The 17,572-nt window shown below is 50.6% G+C and carries 16 protein-coding genes, 1 pseudogene and 1 riboswitch; of the genes and pseudogenes, 1 reads left to right on the plus strand and 16 read right to left on the minus strand.

What is annotated here, in order from left to right; translation table 11 throughout:
* Positions 1–46 precede the first annotated feature (46 nt).
* From DWX76_RS02185 to DWX76_RS02245, 15 genes and pseudogenes are all read right to left on the minus strand, one after another.
* Positions 47–970, minus strand: coding sequence for a hypothetical protein (locus tag DWX76_RS02185; protein ID WP_118522664.1), 924 nt, complete (start codon positions 968–970; stop codon positions 47–49).
* Between the two features lie 5 nt (positions 971–975).
* The gene (locus DWX76_RS02190) at positions 976–2,205 is read right to left on the minus strand and encodes a sirohydrochlorin cobaltochelatase (protein ID WP_118570033.1); all 1,230 of its coding nucleotides are present in this window, start codon (positions 2,203–2,205) and stop codon (positions 976–978) included.
* A 41-nt stretch (positions 2,206–2,246) separates the two neighbouring features.
* Positions 2,247–2,424, minus strand: a riboswitch (cobalamin riboswitch).
* Between the two features lie 297 nt (positions 2,425–2,721).
* Positions 2,722–2,901, minus strand: a complete 180-nt coding sequence (locus tag DWX76_RS02195; protein ID WP_118482129.1) for a hypothetical protein — start codon at positions 2,899–2,901, stop codon at positions 2,722–2,724.
* Positions 2,880–3,482, minus strand: a complete 603-nt coding sequence (locus DWX76_RS02200; RefSeq protein WP_147353826.1) for a hypothetical protein — start codon at positions 3,480–3,482, stop codon at positions 2,880–2,882. The genes DWX76_RS02195 and DWX76_RS02200 overlap by 22 nt, the downstream gene beginning before the upstream one ends.
* Before the next feature lie 199 nt (positions 3,483–3,681).
* On the minus strand, positions 3,682–4,359 hold the full coding sequence (cmk, locus tag DWX76_RS02205; protein ID WP_118570035.1) for a (d)CMP kinase: 678 nt from the start codon (positions 4,357–4,359) through the stop codon (positions 3,682–3,684).
* A gap of 23 nt (positions 4,360–4,382) precedes the next feature.
* Positions 4,383–5,648: an NAD(P)/FAD-dependent oxidoreductase gene (locus tag DWX76_RS02210; RefSeq protein ID WP_118490744.1), complete on the minus strand. Its 1,266-nt coding sequence runs from the start codon at positions 5,646–5,648 to the stop codon at positions 4,383–4,385.
* Between the two features lie 37 nt (positions 5,649–5,685).
* The gene (locus DWX76_RS02215) at positions 5,686–6,102 is read right to left on the minus strand and encodes a VOC family protein (protein ID WP_243022428.1); all 417 of its coding nucleotides are present in this window, start codon (positions 6,100–6,102) and stop codon (positions 5,686–5,688) included.
* A 177-nt stretch (positions 6,103–6,279) separates the two neighbouring features.
* Positions 6,280–6,840, minus strand: coding sequence for a hypothetical protein (locus DWX76_RS14795; RefSeq protein ID WP_412693963.1), 561 nt, complete (start codon positions 6,838–6,840; stop codon positions 6,280–6,282).
* On the minus strand, positions 6,828–7,787 hold the full coding sequence (locus tag DWX76_RS14800) for a hypothetical protein (protein ID WP_412693955.1): 960 nt from the start codon (positions 7,785–7,787) through the stop codon (positions 6,828–6,830). The genes DWX76_RS14795 and DWX76_RS14800 overlap by 13 nt, the downstream gene beginning before the upstream one ends.
* Positions 7,788–7,839: 52 nt before the next feature.
* Positions 7,840–8,004, minus strand: coding sequence for a DUF3783 domain-containing protein (locus DWX76_RS14205; RefSeq protein ID WP_412693915.1), 165 nt, complete (start codon positions 8,002–8,004; stop codon positions 7,840–7,842).
* The gene (locus DWX76_RS14210) at positions 7,938–8,339 is read right to left on the minus strand and encodes a hypothetical protein (protein WP_243022429.1); all 402 of its coding nucleotides are present in this window, start codon (positions 8,337–8,339) and stop codon (positions 7,938–7,940) included. The genes DWX76_RS14205 and DWX76_RS14210 overlap by 67 nt, the downstream gene beginning before the upstream one ends.
* Positions 8,340–8,573: 234 nt before the next feature.
* Entirely contained in the window at positions 8,574–9,677 is a 1,104-nt protein-coding gene (locus DWX76_RS02230; RefSeq protein WP_118522059.1) for an N-acetylmuramoyl-L-alanine amidase family protein, read from the minus strand.
* Positions 9,678–10,053: 376 nt separating this feature from the next.
* Positions 10,054–13,817 (minus strand): annotated as a pseudogene (locus DWX76_RS02235) (phosphoribosylformylglycinamidine synthase).
* A 223-nt stretch (positions 13,818–14,040) separates the two neighbouring features.
* Positions 14,041–14,679: a histidine phosphatase family protein gene (locus tag DWX76_RS02240; RefSeq protein ID WP_118523398.1), complete on the minus strand. Its 639-nt coding sequence runs from the start codon at positions 14,677–14,679 to the stop codon at positions 14,041–14,043.
* Positions 14,680–14,685: 6 nt separating this feature from the next.
* A complete protein-coding gene (locus DWX76_RS02245) occupies positions 14,686–15,240 on the minus strand; it encodes a sigma-70 domain-containing protein (protein WP_118570036.1) in 555 nt (184 codons plus the stop codon).
* A 139-nt stretch (positions 15,241–15,379) separates the two neighbouring features.
* Here DWX76_RS02245 and DWX76_RS02250 point away from each other — a divergent pair, with 139 nt between their 5' ends.
* Positions 15,380–16,303 (plus strand): LysR family transcriptional regulator, encoded by a 924-nt coding sequence (locus DWX76_RS02250; RefSeq protein WP_118570037.1) that lies wholly within the window; start codon positions 15,380–15,382, stop codon positions 16,301–16,303.
* Here the strand turns inward: DWX76_RS02250 and DWX76_RS14805 are convergent.
* Entirely contained in the window at positions 16,239–17,537 is a 1,299-nt protein-coding gene (locus tag DWX76_RS14805) for an ATP-dependent DNA helicase (RefSeq protein WP_412693956.1), read from the minus strand. The genes DWX76_RS02250 and DWX76_RS14805 overlap by 65 nt on opposite strands.
* Positions 17,538–17,572: the final 35 nt, after the last annotated feature.

Consider the following 17,572-nt stretch of genomic DNA (forward strand, 5'->3'; position numbering starts at 1 on the left):
CAAAAGGACCGGGAGGTTCTTCCTGGACAGGTATTTCTATCTACTTTTATTTCGTAACTTCTGATAACGTCACGCTGTCAAAATGCAGCGTATAATCAATCAGATGCGGCTGGCTCATCGCCACCGTCAAGGCACTGACCGCTACATCCTCATCCAGCGTTACCGGAATCTGGAACTCGGAATTGCCCTCGGTCTGGATCGGATCATACTGCACGTCATCCACCAGCATATACTCATAGTTCGTGCTGCTCCAGACAATATCGGCAGTCACCTTTCCATCCTTGACGATAATAGTCGCCGGGCTGTCCACCGATGCTCTGCCGGAACCTCCCTGCAGGGTTACCTCACAGGTATAAGTGCCGTCTGCCACATCTGCAGTCTGACCTGCCGGTTTCTGGGCATCTGCCGCATCATCGCTATTCTCCGTCTCGGATGATGCCGCTTCCGCGTCCTCTGCCTCTCCGGAAACCGGGTTTTCTACCCTTACTTTGTGGTCGTACCAGGTGCCCTTCTTTCCAATCAGAGCCAGGTCAAATTCTTCTCCGAGCGCCGGAACCGGCACATCGAAGCCGTTGACCTCCTCGCTCAGACCGTCGCTGTAAGTAATCGTGTCTACGGTTGGCTGCAGCCAACCGGCTTCATCTTCCTTTGCCTCGTCCGCAGTACCCAGATACAGGTTCACGATGTTTTTCGAGGTCAGGCTGATATGAAGTGTCGCCTCGCCATCCTTGACCGTCAGGACACCTTTTCCATTTTTCGATTCATTGACCTTGAACATACTGCTGTCCGTCTTAAAATCGACGGTGTAGACGCCGTCTGCAAGGTCAATGCTGCTCTTTTGATCGGCATTCTCGGTTTCTGCGCTCTCTGTCTGCGCCACGGTGTCAGCTGCGTCCTGTTTCTGTCCTCCGCACGCTCCGAGAAAAGCGGCAGCAAGCAGAAGCGCCGCTAAATTCAATTTCTTTTTCATATACATTATTTCGCAATAGAATCAATGGCTGTCCGTGTATGAGCAACATAGAATGATTCTACCGCTTTAATTCTGCCCAGACCGGAAATCTGAGTATCTACCTTGTCAAATGCACCTGATGCCTCAAACTGGCTCTTCCAGGAATCATCATCATCGCCTGCCATATCGTTGTTTGCGTGATCACCTGCAACTACCATCAGCGGACGAAGAACGACGTTCTTATAACCAGCTGCCTTCACTGCCTCGATAACAGACTCACAGGAAGTCTCTTCCGGCTCGCCCTCTACGGTACCGATAAATACGTTGCTATATCCAAGATTCTGCATCTGGGTCTGCATCTGGCTGTAGGTTACCTTTGCAACGTGTGCGGTACCATGACCCATCAGAACGAATGCGGTTCCCTGATCGGCTGCGTCAGCTGCATCTTTAAAACCAGCTTCCGAAGCTTCTTCTGCTACAACTGCTTTTGCAACTGCCTCTTTATCTGCATTGATAACGGTTGCATCGTCGCCAACCTCACCTAACAGCGGCTCTGCGACAGCTACCTGCTCGAATTTATCCTGATACTTCTCGATCGCCTCAACCATCTCGTCGTACTCAGCACCGTGCATGAGGTGGGTCGGCTGGACAACCAGCTCTTTAACTCCGTTCTCCACGGCTCGCTCCAGTGCCTGATCCATATTGTCGATGCACTCGCCGTCACGAGCCTCAACGTGGTTGATAATGATCTGTGCGGTAAATGCACGGCGGACTGCCCAATCCGGGAATGCCTCCTGGATGGAATCCTCGATACTCTTGATATCTTTCACACGGCTGTCGTTGAAGGAAGTACCAAAGCTGACTACCAGGATCTCCTTGTCGCCAATCTCATCCTGATTGCGCGGATCGTCCAGGCTCGCGTCGCCGGTATCACGACCAAAATAATCTGGATCTGCGTTCTCGCCTTCTACCAGCTCCTTCTGCTCGTCAGTCAGGGCATCCCATGCCTCTTTGGCTGCCTTGCACTGCTCATCCGTGTCATCGGTGCGCTCCTGTACATAGATGTCATCGATCAGCTTTGCCACCTTATCTGCTGCTTCCTGATCGGAATCGGCGCTCTCAGCTGCCTCGGTCTCTGCCTCAGAAGCCACCTCCGTCGAGGTTGCCTGGCTGGATGTACTGCCGCCGCAGGCTCCAAGCAATACGGACATCGTAACTGCCGCTGCACTTACAACTACTTTTTTGTTTTTTCTCATGTTTTCCTCCTTGTGTGACTCGCACAAAAATAGTTTTAACCGATATGTTCACGACAGCCGGCAGGTTTCCTGGCTTTCGGGTCATCATGCACGCCGCGCCTTCTCACTTTCGCAATGGCATCTGCGGCGCCACTCTCCGGTTCACAGTGACGAGATCGCACAGGTTTTGCACCTGTTTCCCTTTTACCCCCTGTCCATGCCTGCCAATCCGAGCAATCTGACTGATCTGGCACAAACAGCGGCACCCACTGCCCATATCAGCTTGTTTCATTATAGATGGGGTATGTTTAAAAGTCAATTTATCCCGGAAATTATATTGAAAAAGAATGTGCCTTGGCACATTCTCGCGCCGAGCGCGGTCGCTTGCGACATGTTTCTGCTTCGCGCGAGTGCGCATCATTGGCACGTTAGTGCCTTTTTGTGTAATAGGGAGTTCCAAGGAATTTCCTGTTACACAAAAAAGCACCTCTCATCCGGATAAAAGGTGCTCTCCTCCTCTTAATGATTTTATATTTTTTATGGCATAAATTTCCGGTAAATCGAAATAATTTTCTCATTCTTCACCGTCACAGCCGTGTTGTATGGCTTAAACTCCCCGATCAGCCGATCACGGATCGCGAATAATTCTTCCGCGGTATACACCTGCGGCGGTGTATCCGGGTCAGAATCATCTGTCAGGACAAAGTTCTCATCCATCTGCAGCGTAACCTCTCCCAGCTATGGTAACTTCTCCCGACTGCCATCTCCGAGCCATAAAAGGAATCCTCCTCTACCATTCTCAGCTCTTCGCCCCCCTGTGCCGAACCGCCATTGATCTCGATCCGCCCAGACTCCTGTCGGTCAATCGAAGTAATGAGACATTCTTTCCCATCGATGAGCAGCGTATCTCCCGCCTGCAGTTCATCGATATCTGCCTTATGAAAATGCTCATAGTCATAGACCGTCAATGTGATGATAACATTGCTTTCATCCTGATGGATCTGCTGCGGTTTGAACCCAGCTGCAAAGGTACAGTTGTCAAAATGCGTCATATTGAGGGTTTCCCGGACTGGTTCAACCGTGAGCGGTTCCGTCCGCTCAGTTTCCTGCGTTTTATCCCGTTCGGGCTGTTCCTGCGCCTGATCATTTTCAGTCACAGCCTCGCGGATCGCCCCCTGGCTCTCCTCATCGACAGCCCCTTCCTGTGTGGCTGTCTCCGATGCCGCGCCCGCACAGGCGGTCATCCATACACTCATCCCAAGTGCTGCGGCGATCCATGTTTGTTTCAATCGTCTCATGTTTGCTGCCGCCCCTTTTCGGCTTCTCCTTTTTCCTGGCATTTTCGTAACTGTTCAGTACCTTCACAGTCACGCGCAAAAATCCATCAAAAATTGCCTACGGCAATGGGATTTTTGCCTGCTGGCCCATGTTTTCGTACGGTCAGCGCAGTAAATGCGCAGACCTACTGAACAGTTACACATTTTCTAAATTAAAGTCTTACGCCTGCTTTTTCTTCGCCGCCTCAACCAGCTTCTCCATCTCCCGCATTACCTCTTCAAAATTCAACATAGAAGTATCCAGTAAAATGGCGTCCTCCGCCTGCTTGAGAGGCGACAATTCCCGGTGCATATCGCGGTAATCGCGCTCGATGATATCCTGCTCGATCGCCTCCAGGGAACAGCTTTCCCCGCGTTCGGTCAGCTCTTTATAACGGCGTCCAGCTCTCACACGGCTGCTCGCGGTCAGATATACTTTCAGGGTCGCATCCGGCAGAACCGCCGTTCCGATATCCCGGCCATCCATCACGACATCCCGGCGTCCGGCTAATTCACGCTGCAGCTCCACCAGTTTTTTGCGAACCGGCGCATAGACAGAGGTATTCGAAGCCATATTTCCAACCGCCTCCGTCCGAAGCTCGCTGCTGACATTCTCCCCATTTAAATAAACCTGCTGGATCCCATTTTCATATTCCAGTGAAATGGAAACCGTCTCACAGGCGCGTCCGATCGCCGCCTCATCATGGCTGTCGATGCCCTGGCGCAGAAAATACAATGCCATCGCCCGGTACATCGCCCCCGTATCTACATAAATATATCCATAATCTTCCGCCAGCTTCTTTGCCACTGTGCTCTTCCCAGCCCCGGCTGGTCCATCAATCGCTATATTAATCGGCATTTCGTTTCCCCTTTTTCATATCGTTATAATTCATGATTTTCCGCTGCGCTCCGTCCTGCCAGCACACCGGTCGACCACGCAATTTGTAAGTTGTAACCGCCCGTGACTGCATCGAGATCCAGCACTTCCCCGGCAAAATAAAGCCCTGGAAGCTTCTTCGACTCCATCGTGGATGGATTCACTTCTTTTACCGTCACACCGCCCTGGGTAATGATCGCCTCATTGAAACCTCGCAGCCCGGTCAGCGTCAGTGTAAAATGCTTTGTCACCTCCGCCAGCCGTCTCCGCTCTTCCTTCGTCACGGCGTTGACCTGCTTGTCCGGCTCAATGCCGCTGCGGCGAATTATGACCGGTATCAGTTTTGATGGGTACAGATGGTTCAGCGCATTTTTAAACTGTTTATTCTTCTCCGCCTCAAAATCGCGCAGAATCCGCGCATCGAGCTGTTCCATGGAAAGCGCCGGTTTCAGATCGATCATCAGAGTCAGCGGACCCTTTTTCAGTTTTTTCGCCGCATAACTGCTGGCACTCAAGAGTACCGGACCCGAAACGCCGTAATGGGTAAACAGCATCTCACCAAATTCACGGTAAACCTCTTTCTTTCCATTTAAAACAGCAGCTTCCACGTTCCGCAGGGAGAGTCCCTGCAGCTCCTTCACATCTTCCTTCGTCTCAAACGGAACAAGCGCCGGCGAAAGTTCCGTCACCTTGTGCCCTGCTGCCTCCGCAAACCGGTAACCATCGCCGGTTGAGCCGGTCGTCGGGTAGGACAAACCGCCCGTCGCCACGATCACTGCATCCGCAGCTATGTAGGAGTCTTTTTTCCCACGCTCATTACCGCCCTGCGCCAGAATCACACCTTTTAATACACCATTCTCCAGCCACAGTTCCCGGACTCCCTGATTCAATTCTACTTTCACGCGCAGTTCCCGCAGCCGTCTTGCAAACGCCGATGTCACATCCGATGCCCGATCAGACACCGGAAAGACACGGTTGCCGCGCTCCACCTTAACATGACAGCCGTTCGCCTCCAGAAAATCCTTCATATCCTGGTTACTAAAACCGTAAAATGCACTGTATAAAAAGCGGCTGTTTGTCACAACACTGTCAAACAGACCTTCCATATCACAGTCATTCGTCACATTGCAGCGCCCTTTTCCTGTAATATAGATCTTTTTTCCCAGTTTCTCATTCTTTTCATAGATCGTTGCCGCGCAGCCATTTTCCGCCGCCGCAATCGCAGCCGCCATGCCGGCTGCCCCGCCGCCGATCACGATTATTTTTTTCATATTGCTATCCTTTTCGTTTTTATATCGCCTGGTGCTATCAATTCTGTACCAGGTGGATCGCAAATCCGCCGACTTCTTCTTTAAAATAGGCGAAAATACAGCGACCCTGCTCATCAAAGCGCTTCGTCTCTTCCCGAAGCGTCATACCGCGGTTCACAAAGTATCGGATCGCCGCCTCGCAATCATTTACACCAAAGCCAATATGGCCGTAGGTTCCGTGGCTCTCCACCTTCATATTTTCCGTCAGGTCACCGCTGAACACCGCTTTCTCCGTCTCGCGCGGCATCAGCCCCATCAGGCGCGCCAGTGTCTCAGCAACCTCCCAGGCCTCGTCTTCCGATTTTGTATTGATTCCCACGTGTTTTACGTGCATATGAAATAATTCCATCGGGGTTGGATCCCCCGCATGCTCTGCCATAAATGCTAGTGTGCGCTCTTTTGCTGTCTGCTCCATTTTGTCCGCTTCCTTTCTATCGCTACACTTAACGCAAAGTTACACAAATGTTTGTGTTTTTCAAAATTGCCGTCTTTTTCTTTAAATATTGATTTTACTGTATCTTACGAAGAATTGCAACCGCGCTTCTTCATATTTCCACACATGATTCCCAAATCGGCCGTCCGCTTCTTTCTATCACTTACGCAGCTTTTTTACCTCACGGATCTTCTCCTCCATCGCCTCCACAACCGTTTCCAGCACCTTGACGCGCGCGAAATATTTGGAATTTCCTTCCACGATCGTCCACGGGGCATAGGTGGTAGAGGTTCGCACCAGCATCTCATTGACTGCCTGCTCGTATGCGTCCCATTTTTCACGGTTGCGCCAGTCTTCGTCCGTGATTTTCCACTGTTTTGCCGGAGCCTCCATGCGCTCCTTAAAGCGGCGTTCCTGCTCATCTTTATCAATATGAATCCAGAATTTCACGATCACCGCGCCAAAATTCGCCATGTGCTCTTCCATCTCGTTGATTTCCTGATATGCCCGTTTCCAGTCCACCTCACTGCAGAAACCCTCGATCCGCTCCACCATCACGCGCCCGTACCAGGTGCGGTCGAAAATCGCAATATGCCCCGCTTTCGGCATCTCCCGCCAGAAACGCCACAGATAATGGTGTACCTTCTCCACATCATTCGGTGCCGCCGTCGGATTGACCTTGTAGCCGCGTGGATCCAGGTGGCTTGTCAGGCGCCGGATCGCACCGCCTTTTCCCGCCGCATCCCAGCTTCAAAGCCGATCACCACCGGAATCCGCAGCCGGTACAGCTCGCCGTGCAGCACCTCCAGCTTTTTCTGCAGCTTATCCAGACGTTCCTTATATTCCTCGCGTGTCAGCGTTTTCGTCAGATCCACGCCGGAAAGCACGCCATTTTTAAACCGCTCATCTGGAAGTTTGACCGGCGGATGCACCGCCCCTTCCTCGCGTTCCATTCGGCGACGGTTCAGCTCATACTCCAGCCGGTCTGTGACGGTGGATAAAATCTTGACCGCCGCATAATTTTTATCAGTCGCTTCCACGATCGTCCACGGCGCGTACCCGGTATCCGTCCGCTGCAGCATTTCCTCATTCATCTCCAGAAATGTATCGTAATCCTTGTTGCGCTTCCAGTCCGCCTCCGTCACACGCCACGCAGTCTCTTTGCTTTCTTCCAGCCGTTTAAAGCGCTTTTTCTGCTCGTCCCTGGAAATATACAGAAACAATTTGATCAGAATCATGCCGGAATCTGCCAGCTGCTTTTCAAATGAAAGGATATCCCGGAACGCCCCGTTTAGCTCCTGCCGCTTCGTCTCTTTGTCAAACCGGTCAACGGTAACCTTATCGTACCAACTCTTGTCAAAGATCATCATTCGGCCATCTTCTGGTGTCTTCGTCCAATACCGCCAGAGAAATGGACGCATCCGTTCCTCTTCCCCCGTCTCCCGGCTCGCATAAACATCAAAGCCGCGCGGATCCAGCGGCTGGATCAGGCGGTTGATCTGCGTTCCCTTACCGCCTGCCCCGAAGCCGTCAAATACGATGACAACCGGGATCTTTTCCGCCTTACAGGCGCGCTGCAATTCTCCCAGCTTCACATCCATCTCTTCCCGAAGCTTCTTGTAGTTTTCCTTATCCACTGATTTATTCAAATCTACTTTTTCCAGCATCTTTCCACCTCCACATCAAGCAGTAAAATGACCTTTCACCAATCCCATGGCATCACAATGCTTCGTCTTTACCCTTCCCCGTCATCATCTCATGCTCTTTTTTGATCTCTTCGTATAATTGTACCGAATCCCACTTCATATTATACGGTGTCAGGACTGCTTTATAATCAATCCGTCCGACTCCCTTTTTTCGGAGTGCATGGATAAATGCATCGATCTGGCGGAAGAAAAGCCTGCCATGATCGCCATCTCATCTGAGAAATCCATTTTCCTGGAAGAATCGTTCTCCGGCACTTCTCGCTGCAGCCTCCCGTCTGCCTGTTTCTGAGCGGACTCTTCTTTTTGCGTTTCCTCCCCAGCCTCTATTGCCTGTCCGGCTTCCCTGAGGACATCCTCATCCAGTCCTTTCACGCCAGCCAGCACGCCCACCGGCAGCCCGTACTCCTCCTTTTTCACTGCCCTTAAACGGAATCCCAGCGGCATAAGCGCCTGCTGCACCTTCATTTTTCTTTTGGAATCAGTAAAATTATACAATAATACAGTTGGTTTCATCGTAATTTATCGATTCTCCTCTCTGTTTCTTATTCCCGCCTCATCAATTCTCCGGCTTCTCAATATGATTCTCTATTATATCCTTTTTCTCCCCTTCTGTGCAAGAAAAACAAAAAACAGCGGCATCAGCCACTTGCTTTCGCTCGTCCGCTGTCTGCCGCTGTCTGATTTTTGTTTCATTTATGTATGTTTCCGCATTTCAGATCCTCTTCCGGTCTGCAGTCAGATATCTCCTTAGTGAAGAACACCATTTGCATCCGCTACCATACCGTTCGGAGCTACCATGTTCGTCCAGAGTGCTCCGCTATTCAGGTCAAACAGATACCATGCGCCATCGATGAATTGATAGCCTGTCTTTCTTGCACCACGGGTACCGTCGGATACCGGATTCAGATAATACTTGTACGGTCCAATCTGCTGCCAGCCGGTCAGCATCTTGCCTCTCGTACCATCGGATACCGGGTTTAAATAGAACCAGTTATTATCAGTATAGATCCAGTCTGTATCCATGAAGCCGTTTGCATTCAGATGATACCACTCATTATCAACGTATACCCAGTTGTTCTTAACCGGTACACCATTGATGTAGTAAGACCAGCCGTAAATGCTGTTTACCCACTGACCATTCGCATTTGCCGGAGTGGAACCACCAGAAGAATTATCGGTCGGAGGTGTACCTGTATACACATCTGAAGAATTCATATAATATTCATCGGACTCATCACTCCACTCACCCTTATCGCTTCCGTCAACCGCGCGTACCTTAAAGGTATAATCGCCGGATTTCGTCATGTATGGGTAGAAATTGTAGCTTGTGCCTGTGGTTGTAACAGTCGTTACGGTAGAACTGTTGCGGTACAGTTTAACTTCATATTTGCTTGCATCCGATACGCTGTCCCAGGTTGCGGTACGATTGCTCCAGCTAAGATCTTCGACCGTATCCAAATCGCCGTCAACAGCTGACATCGTAATCTTAACTTTCCACTCGCTCTTATCGCCAGATCGCTTCGTAACTTTGTAAGCCGACTTGGTTGCAGAAAGCTTTGTGCCGGATAACTGATAACCGTCCTTTGCCTCGATCGTCAGGTAGATGACCGGCTTATCACCTCTCTCCCACTCGCTGTCGTCATTGTCAAACTCCTGCTCGGTAATCTCAACATTACCCTTCGTAACTTGTACATCCGGATCCCCGATGCTGTCGCCCGCTTCCGGTTTCGCATTGACACGGAACTTAACTTCCGAGATCTTTTTGTCAGCCGCGTATGCCGGAATACTCATAGCCAGTGCCGCCATGATAGCAAGAGCGGAAACCGCCGCTGCCTTCAGGTTATGTCTCATATCCCATCCTCCTTTTTTAATGTACTCTCGCGTACAAAATCTTGTTTCCATTATAACAAACATATCCGCCTGCGTCAAAATAAACTGTCGGTATTTTCAAAATTTTTCCCTTGTTTTTTGAAGTAAATGTCTGTTTTCTGTTATTGACAGGATAGCACACTTTTATTACCTGAGAATAACTTTTTGTTTAAGGTTTTCTGACATTTTCGTCAATGGTAGAATTTATATCATAATTGATATTTCCTGTGACATAAAAAAGAATGTACTTATTGTGTGATGGGGAATTCCAAGGAATTTTCTATCACACAAAAAATAGACCGGGGCAGATTTCTGCGGTCCGGTCTATTTCTACCTTACTTAAAAGCAGGTGTTCATTTTATTTGAAATACTCCACACCTGAAGCAAACAGCTGCATATCCTGATTTCCATAGATATTCATGCCTGTATCGCTCCAGCAGCGCTCGTTGTGACCCATCTTACCAAGAATACGTCCATCCGGGCTTGTAATACCCTCGATGCACTGGTAGGAACCGTTCGGGTTCCACTCCTCGCTGACGGATAAGTTTCCGTTCGGATCGCTGTACTGGATCGCGATCTGACCATTTGCGCGAAGTTTTGCAAGCCACTCCTCGTTGGCTACGAAACGTCCTTCACCATGGGACATCGGGTTGCAGTATACGCCTCCCAGCTCTGCTTTTCTGAGCCACGGGGACAGGTTAGATACAACCTTTAAGTATGCCATGCGGGAAATATGGCGTCCAATGTTGTTGGTTGTCAGAGTCGGGGAATCTGCTTTCTGAGGCTCAATCTTGCCTCCGGTTAAAAGTCCCAGTTTGATTAATGTCTGGAAGCCATTGCAGATACCCAGTACCAAGCCATCCCGGTCATGAAGCAGTTTGTCGATCTCCTCCATCATCGCCTCGTTGCGGAATACCGTAGCGAAGAATTTAGCCGAACCATCCGGCTCATCACCTGCGGAGAATCCACCCGGGAACATAATGATCTGGGATTTCTTGATATCCTCTTTGTACTGCTCGATGGAAGAACGGATATCGGATGCATTCTGGTTGCGGAATACACGCACAATCGTCTCCGCTCCGGCTGCCTCAAACGCTTTCGCGCTGTCCAGCTCGCAGTTGGTACCCGGCATTGCCGGAATAAATACGGTTGGTTTTGCCACTTTATGCTTGCATACATATACCTTATCGGTATTGTAAAGTGTCTCTTCTGCTGCCTTCATCGGTGCGCCGGAAGCGGTCGGGAACACCTTCTCCAGGGTTCCGGTCCATGCTTTCAGAGCCTCTTCCATAGAGATCACGGTACTGCCATACTCGAAGGTTCCCTTGTCGGTTACCTCACCGATCACGGTGTACGGAATGGACAGCTCGCCTACCTTGCCGTCCGGAACCTCGCAGACAATATTGCCCCAGCCAGCGGCGAAGAAGTCTCTCGGATCTACATTGTGCTCAATCTTTACGCCCAGGCGGTTACCAAATGCCATCTTGCTGACAGCCTCTGCTACACCAGCACCCTCAACCGCATATGCGGAAATAATCTTTCCAGACTCCATATCGCGGTAGATTTTCTCGTAACCATCCATGATCTGGCTGTAAACCGGCAGGTCATGTGCATCTTTCTCGATGGTAAAGAGAACAATCTTGCTGCCCGCTTTCTTAAATTCCGGAGATACCACGTGTTTGGTATCAGAAATATCAACTGCAAAGGAAACCAGTGTCGGCGGTACATCGATTTCGCCGTGCTCTTCATCATAGAAGCTGCCGGACATACTGTCCTTGCCGCCGATGGACGGAAGTCCAAATCCGAGCTGTGCACTGTAAGCACCGAGCAGAGCGGAGAACGGTGTGCCCCATCTCTTCGGATCTTCCGTCATACGTTTGAAGTACTCCTGGAAGGTAAAGCGGATCTTGTGGAAATCACCGCCGTTTGCCACGATCTTAGCAACAGAATCCAGCACTGCGTAAGTAGCGCCGTGGTACGGGCTCCAGCTGGACAGGTACGGATCATAGCCGTAGCTCATCATGGTAACGGTATCGCATTTGCCCTTGCTCATCGGCAGTTTTGCCACCATCGCCTGTGTCTCGGTCATCTGGTGGACACCGCCGTATGGCAGGAATACACTGCTTGCGCCCACGGTGCTGTCGAACATCTCAACCAGACCCTTCTGGGAGCATACATTTAAGGAAGAAAGCATGGACAGCCATTTTTCTTTGACATCCTTTACTTCCTGTTTATCAAATACATTGCCTTCCCTGGTCGGAACCTCAACGGTAACGGTTGTCTCCTGATGAGCACCGTTGGTATCCAGGAATGCACGGCTTAAATCTACGATCGTCTTGCCTCTCCAGTTCAAAACCAGGCGCGGGGACTCGGTAACAACGGCAACCGGAACTGCCTCCAGGTTCTCTTCTGCTGCATAAGCAAGCATCTTATCAACATCTTTCGGGTCTACCACCAGAGCCATACGCTCCTGTGACTCGGAAATCGCAATCTCCGTTCCGTCCAGACCTGCATATTTCTTCGGAACCTTGTCAAGGTCAATCTGAAGTCCGTCAGCTAACTCACCGATCGCTACCGACACGCCGCCGGCACCAAAGTCGTTACACTTCTTGATCAGACGGCTGACCTCTGGGCGGCGGAACAGTCTCTGTAATTTACGCTCGGTCGGTGCATTGCCCTTCTGAACCTCTGCGCCGCAGACCTCGATGGACTCCTCGGTATGTACCTTGGAAGAACCGGTTGCGCCGCCGATACCATCACGGCCGGTACGTCCACCCATCAGGATGATTACATCGCCCGGATCGGAAGTCTCACGAATGACGTTTTTGCGCGGAGCTGCTGCCATAACAGCACCGATCTCCATACGTTTTGCCACATAATTTGGATGATAAATCTCTTTTACATAGCCGGTAGCAAGACCGATCTGGTTACCGTAGGAGCTGTAGCCATGTGCTGCATCCTTTACGATGCGCTTCTGCGGAAGTTTGCCGTGCAGTGTCTCCGACATCGGACGGGTCGGATCAGCCGCACCGGTCACACGCATAGCCTGATATACATAGGTACGTCCGGAAAGCGGGTCACGGATAGCACCGCCTAAGCAGGTGGCAGCGCCGCCAAACGGCTCAATCTCGGTCGGATGGTTGTGGGTCTCATTCTTAAAGTTTACCAGCCACTCTTCTTCCTTGCCGTCGATGGTAACCGGAACTACGATACTGCACGCATTAATCTCCTCAGACTCCTCCAGATCCTCCAGCTTGCCCTCACGGCGAAGCTTCTTCATAGCGAGAACAGCCAGATCCATCAGGCAGACAAACTTGTCATCGCGATCCTTGTAGAGAACCTCGCGATCTGCCAGGTACTGTTTGTAGGAAGCTCCATCGGCTCATTGTAATCGCCCTTTGTAAAGGTAACGTCCTTTAACTCAGTCTGGAAGGTCGTATGACGGCAGTGATCGGACCAATATGTATCCAGCACGCGGATCTCGGTCACAGACGGATCTCTCTTCTCTTCGTTCTTAAAGTAGTTGTGGATATGCTCGAAATCCTTGAACGTCATCGCAAGGTTCAGGGAATCGTAGAGTTCTTTTAACTCTGCCTCGCCATAACCGCAGAAACCGTCGAAAATCTTGACATCCCCCGGCTGCTCAAATACCGTTACCAGCGTTTCCGGCTTTGCGTTGTTATTCTCACGGGAATCCACCGGGTTAATGCACAGGGACTTGATGCCCTCGATCTGCTCCGCGGTCAGTGTTCCGGAAATAACATAAGTTGTTGCGGAACGGATCACCGGATTTTCCTCTTCATTCAGAAGTTTCACACACTGTTCTGCGGAATCGGCTCTCTGATCGAACTGTCCCGGCAGGAACTCAACGGAAAAGATCGTATCGCCTTCCTTGGACGGGAATGCCTCCTCATAGACAAAATCAACCGGCGGCTCAGAGAAGATAGTGATCAGCGCTTTCTGATATGCATCCTCCGATACATCCTCAATATCATAGCGGATCAGTACGCGGACATCGGTGATCGTGTCGATCCCCAGATAGCTTGCGATCTCCTCTTTCAGATCGTGAGCCAATACGGCAAATTCCGGTTTTTTCTCAACGAAAATACGTCTTACGCTCATGTTTTCCTCCTGTTTTTTCGTATTTTAATGTTTCATGTTCTGTAAAATACATTCATTTTTTAGCATAAAAGGCAAATGCCTTCTTCTAGCATCTGCCTTTATCATACACAATTTTTATAGATTAGTAAAATTAATATATTTAATATTTTTTATTAACATATCTTATTGAACAATTATCTCTTGCCTTATTTCATTCCTGCTTTTTTTATTTTGAAATCATTCTTTAAAACGATTTTTTCTGTTCCAACGTCCCTGTCTCATTCAGTGCAAGCAGCTTTCCCATCCCCGTCGAACGGTCATACGAAACAACCGACAGACTGGCATTCGCCACAATGATCTCCTGCGGCTCCCGATGGAAACGGAGCAGATAATTCATCAAAAAGACGAGGATCCCACCGTGCGCCACGATCACCGCATCCCCGGCTGTTTCCTCCAAAATCTGTCGGATCGCCCGTTCACTCCGCGCCTCGCAGGATTTTCTTGATTCTCCGCCGGACGGGATGCCGACCATCGGCTGTTCCCTCCACAGATGAAATTCATCCGGGTACTCTGCCTCCACCTGCTGCCAGCTTTTGCCTTCCCAGCATCCAAAATCGCGCTCCCGCAGCCCCGTCAGGCGGCGGAGAGGTAATTTTCCTTCCTTTGCCAGGATCTCCGCCGTCTGGAATGCACGCGCAAGCGGGCTGGCATAGACCGCATCGATCCGCGTTTCCGCCGGATAGCCGCTCCTTTCTTTCAGGACAGTGGCAAGCTGCTCCGCCTGCTGCCGTCCTGTTTCGTTCAGCGGAATATCCGTCGTTCCCTGTATCTTTCCCGCCCGGTTCCAGTCGGTCTGACCGTGGCGTACCAAATAAAACAGCATTTTCTATTACTCCTGTTCATCTATCTCTTTCTGAGCCATCTCTGCCGCCTGACCGCTGACCTTCATCGCGTCCATCGTCAGCTTCATGATGTCACGTATCTCATCCTCGCTCATCTTCATGCGCTCCGCCAATTCCGCAAGGGTCGCCTCACGTCCCAGCTCCCGCGCCATGCTCGCAGAAATATCCTTGAGGACATTAACACGCGCCGCCATCTCCTCCTCGATCTTCGTCTCGCGGTTCTGAATCTGCAACGCATCCTCGATCGCCGCGCGCACCTTTTTCTCCATCTGCGCGTCGAAATCACCGTTTTCGTACTCGCTTGCGAACAGAAACAGCGCCATATTTGCCTCCTGCACCAGATCACCCGCCGGAAGTCCCCGATCGTGGTACTCCTCCGCGATCTGAACAGCCTTCGCCAGTTTTAACTCCGTCAGACGGGAAGCCGCTGTCTTGTCCCCCTCCGTCAGTTTTTTCAGAAGCGCCGTTTCCTCCTCCGGCGTGCCCCGCGGGAGATTTTTCAGTTCCTCTAAGTAAATATCATAAAATGTATTAGCTTCCATGTGGTATTCCCTCCTAAAAAATACATACTTCTAAGATGATTCCGTCATTTTATCACAAACAAGACACAGATACAATCATTATTGACTCCGCCCTCCAATCATGTTACACTGAATACAGTTCTATAAGGAGGACTAATAAATGGATATCAACTATGAATTATATAAAGTATTTTACCACGTAGCCTCGACGTTAAGTTTCTCCGAGGCATCTAAGCAGCTTTTCATCTCCCAGTCGGCGGTCAGCCAGTCGATCAAGGTACTGGAGAAGAAACTGAACCAGACTCTTTTCATCCGCAGCACAAAAAAAGTACAGCTTACCCCGGAAGGCGAGATCCTACTCAAGCACGTGGAACCGGCGATGAACCTGATCCGTCAGGGCGAAAACCAGCTGCTCGACTCTAACAGCTTAAACGGCGGTCAGCTCCGCATTGGCGCAAGCGATACGATCTGCCGCTATTATCTGGTGCCATTTTTAAGCGAATTTCACAAGCGCTACCCGAATATCCACATCAAGGTTACCAACCGTACCTCCATCGAATGTGCGCGGCTTCTGGACAACGGTCAGGTCGATTTTATTCTGACGAACTATCCAAACTCCGGGCTCGGTGGAACGCAGAATATCCATGTGCTGCGCGAATTCAACGATATATTCGTCGCCAATGAGACCTATTTTCCGATGAAAGACCGCCCGGTTACACTGCGCGAGCTGCAGGCACTCCCAATCCTCATGCTGGATCGCAAGAGTACCACCAGCGAATTTCTGCACAACATGTTCCAGAAGCACCAGCTCGACCTCGTACCGGAGATTGAATTAAGCAGCAACGATCTGCTCATCGATCTGGCGCGCATCGGTCTCGGCATCGCATTTGTCCCGGATTTCTGTCTCCCGGCTGGCGAAAAAGAACTTTATGCCCTGACCCTGACTGAAGCCCTGCCGCCGCGCCAGCTCGTCGTCGTCCACAATGAGACAATGCCGATCTCACAGGCATCGCGTGAATTTATTGAACTTCTGGAAAACGGCTCCAAAACGCTTGGAGCTCCTGCTCCAGAGACGAAAGACTGACTCGTTTGACATCGCACCATTCCCTTGGAAATAATTCCCGGTACTCCCGACGCCAGAACCGGTCATCCAGTAAAAGGATGACGCCCTGATCGGACGCGGTCCGGATGACCCGCCCTGCCGCCTGGAGTACCTTATTCATGCCCGGATACTGGTAGGCATATGCAAATCCATCTTTTCCCTCTTCTTCAAAATATCCCTGCAAAATTTTCTGCTCCGTGCATACCATCGGGAGCCCGGTTCCGACCACGATCACGCCGATCAGCCGGTCGCCTGTCAAATCGATTCCCTCCGAAAACAGACCGCCCATCACGCAGAACGCCACCAGGGAGGTATCACGTTCAGCTGTTCGTTCGGGAGAAAATTTCTGTAAAAATGCTTCCCGTTCCTCCTCGGTCATGTGAGAATCCTGGACCAGGATTTCCATGCTTTTTCCGTTTTTCCCGGAATGATTTTTCATTTTTTCATTATCATCCAATTCAACATTCTGATACGCATATTCCCCTTCACACACCTCACGTACCCGGTTCATATACTGATACGATGGAAAAAACACAATATAATTGCCCTTTTTCACACTTGCCATCGTCTGGATGTAGTGCAGCACCCGCCGGTATTCCGTCTCATTGCGCCGCGTATACCGGCTCGTCACATCCGTCGCCGCCAGCAGAAGACGCCGCTCCTGCGGAAACGGGGACGGCACATAGACCGTATAGTCCTCCTCCTGATCCGACAGAAGCATCCGGTAATACCGGAGCGGCAGAAGCGTTGCCGAGAAAAAGACCGCCGCTTTCCCTTGCGACAGGCACTGCGCCAGATTTTCAATCGGATTGACACAATAAAGCCGGATGACAAATTCGCCGGACGGCAGAAGTTCCGTATAAATCCTGTAATGCTCATCGACCCGCTCATACATATTTAAAAAATGTCGCACCGAAAAATAAAAATCCAGAATCGTGTCCCGTCCATCTTCTCCGCCCGGCTTTTCCAGATACTTTTCCATTTCTCCAAAAACACTGTTTAACACTGAAACCAGATGTCCGGCATCCTTGAGCAGCTGGTAGCCGCCGCACTCCCGCTTCATCTCCAGAAGCGCCTTATTTAACCTTGTAAGCTGCCGCCCCAGCGCCGGCGCACGATGTCCCAGTACCTTTTTCGTCAAAAGCACTTCTTCCTTTATAATAGAAGCACTATACATTTCCCGCGCGCGCGATACCAGATTGTGGGCTTCATCCATCAGGAAGAAATAGTCCCCCTCCGCCCCATCCGCAA

Source organism: Clostridium sp. AF21-20LB (assembly GCF_003478795.1).
GTDB lineage: Bacteria > Bacillota > Clostridia > Lachnospirales > Lachnospiraceae > Otoolea > Otoolea fessa.

Coding starts and splice junctions, on each gene's coding strand:
- DWX76_RS02230 (WP_118522059.1), bottom strand. CDS start 9,677: ATGAGACATAACCTGAAGGCAGCGGCGGTTTCCGCTCTTGCTATCATG.
- DWX76_RS02245 (WP_118570036.1), bottom strand. CDS start 15,240: ATGGAAGCTAATACATTTTATGATATTTACTTAGAGGAACTGAAAAAT.
- DWX76_RS02215 (WP_243022428.1), bottom strand. CDS start 6,102: ATGGAGCAGACAGCAAAAGAGCGCACACTAGCATTTATGGCAGAGCAT.
- DWX76_RS02250 (WP_118570037.1), top strand. CDS start 15,380: ATGGATATCAACTATGAATTATATAAAGTATTTTACCACGTAGCCTCG.
- DWX76_RS02200 (WP_147353826.1), bottom strand. CDS start 3,482: ATGAGACGATTGAAACAAACATGGATCGCCGCAGCACTTGGGATGAGT.
- DWX76_RS14800 (WP_412693955.1), bottom strand. CDS start 7,787: ATGCTGGAAAAAGTAGATTTGAATAAATCAGTGGATAAGGAAAACTAC.
- DWX76_RS02240 (WP_118523398.1), bottom strand. CDS start 14,679: ATGCTGTTTTATTTGGTACGCCACGGTCAGACCGACTGGAACCGGGCG.
- DWX76_RS02195 (WP_118482129.1), bottom strand. CDS start 2,901: ATGGATGAGAACTTTGTCCTGACAGATGATTCTGACCCGGATACACCG.
- cmk (WP_118570035.1), bottom strand. CDS start 4,359: ATGCCGATTAATATAGCGATTGATGGACCAGCCGGGGCTGGGAAGAGC.
- DWX76_RS14805 (WP_412693956.1), bottom strand. CDS start 17,537: ATGGATGAAGCCCACAATCTGGTATCGCGCGCGCGGGAAATGTATAGT.
- DWX76_RS02185 (WP_118522664.1), bottom strand. CDS start 970: ATGAAAAAGAAATTGAATTTAGCGGCGCTTCTGCTTGCTGCCGCTTTT.
- DWX76_RS02190 (WP_118570033.1), bottom strand. CDS start 2,205: ATGAGAAAAAACAAAAAAGTAGTTGTAAGTGCAGCGGCAGTTACGATG.
- DWX76_RS02210 (WP_118490744.1), bottom strand. CDS start 5,648: ATGAAAAAAATAATCGTGATCGGCGGCGGGGCAGCCGGCATGGCGGCT.
- DWX76_RS14210 (WP_243022429.1), bottom strand. CDS start 8,339: ATGAAACCAACTGTATTATTGTATAATTTTACTGATTCCAAAAGAAAA.